At 47.7% G+C, this 1732-nt stretch carries 1 protein-coding gene; it reads left to right on the top strand.

The features are described 5' to 3' along the window. Positions 1-221: 221 nt before the first annotated feature. Complete coding sequence (locus Q384_RS10880) at positions 222-1568, top strand: DUF2868 domain-containing protein (protein ID WP_245608550.1); 1347 nt, start codon at positions 222-224, stop codon at positions 1566-1568. Positions 1569-1732 lie beyond the last annotated feature (164 nt).

Genomic DNA, 1732 nt, shown 5'->3' with positions numbered 1-1732 from the left:
ACGGTCAGCCAACTTTCCATTTATTTCGAAGGAAGACTCGATGATATAATCAAACTGTAGGATTTAACACTGACACAGAATTTTGAACGCCCTCTTCAGGCTGCCTGAAAACACTTTCACAGCCTTAAATCACAGTCTGTTTCAAAACAGCAAACACGATTCGGCAGCGAAAAGTGAAGTGTATAAAGCAATATTGCAAGAAGAATCACGTTTCTGCCACCATGATACTAACCGACCAACAACAATTAACTGAATTGGTGCGTTTATTGCAAACGCGCCGCTTTGTGTTTGCCGCCGACCCTCAACCGATTACCGAAGCATTGCGCCATGACGATTCAGATAAGGAAAGCCGTTTACTGAAACGCGCTGCTTTTATTGATCGCGACGGTGCGTTAAACCAACGTTTACAACGCATACAACAATATACCCGCTGGCTGTTATCGGGCATCAGTCTGCTGTGCTTAATCGGTGGTTTTTCGGCAAGCATGGCTTTATTGGCAGGCAGTGAACTGAATTTTTTCTATGTTTTGCTGTCGGCATTGGGCGTGAATACTTTGACTCTGCTGCTGTGGCTGATATTGCTGTTGTTGCCCGTGCACCGCAACGGTTTTGTGTTTAACCCTGCATTATGGTTGCGCCTGCGCGATCCTGTCGGACAGGCGATTGCCGCTTTATATGCAGAACAAGCCCAAACAACCGCCGCGCGGTGGTTTGCCGGCATGACCAGTCACCGTTTTTGGTTGTGTACACTCAGCGGCATGTGGCTGGCACTGTGTGTGCTGCTATTGGTGCGCCAATATGGATTCAATTGGGAAAGCACTTTATTGTCAGACGTAAGCCTGTTGCATCTAGTGGCGGCTTTATCTTGGCTGCCTGAAAAATTAAGTTTCCCCGTACCGGATGCCGAAGCAGTATTGCACAGCCGCTCCATCGCCAATACCGCCGCCGCACGTGCTTGGGGCGGCTTGCTGCTGGCGGCTGTGTTTTGTTACGGCATATTGCCTCGGGCGGCGGCGTGGTTATTTTGTTGGCTGATGTGGAGGCAACAACGGGCGCACTTGCCTCTAAATCTACCGTATTATCAAAATATTATTCAACAATGGCAACACACCGTGGTTGATGCAGACACTGTGCCTTCCGTTGCTGCCATCACTGCGCCATTGCTACACCTCAACGATGCGCCCAAGTGGGCAGTATTGCTGGACACCTCGTGGCATGATAAAGACTGGTATCTGCACACACTGGGACAAGACTGGATTAATCTGGGTAAATTAGATAAACGCGGCGACACCGCAAATCTGGCAAGCCGCTTACAAACCGAACCTGCCCAACTGCTTCTGGGCATACGTGCAGAAGTCGTTCCCGATCGCGGTATATTGCGCCAAATCAACATTTTGGCACAAGCAGCACAAGGCGGCATATTGGTGCAATTACTGGCTGATAAACCCCGTGATCATGATAAAGAAGCATTGAAGCAAATCCTAAATCAATGGCAGCACGCATTAATCGAGCGCAACATCGCTTTTTTGCCGCCTCCGTTTGCGGCTCAGCAAACAGAAACCCATTAGGCTTTTAAAAGGTTATTTTGACATCAGCTGTTAATCATTCGCACAAAATATCAATGAAACAGGCGTGCATGTAAGAATTCCTAGCGTTGTTTACAGTATTTATAGGAAAATACTGTAATGAATATTCATAAAAGAACCCGTTTACTGCCCTATCAGCGTCAAGA

Origin of the sequence: Stenoxybacter acetivorans DSM 19021 (assembly GCF_000745895.1) — a bacterium.
In the GTDB taxonomy this organism is placed as follows: domain Bacteria; phylum Pseudomonadota; class Gammaproteobacteria; order Burkholderiales; family Neisseriaceae; genus Stenoxybacter; species Stenoxybacter acetivorans.
This window is presented reverse-complemented; position numbering and strand designations above follow the sequence as displayed.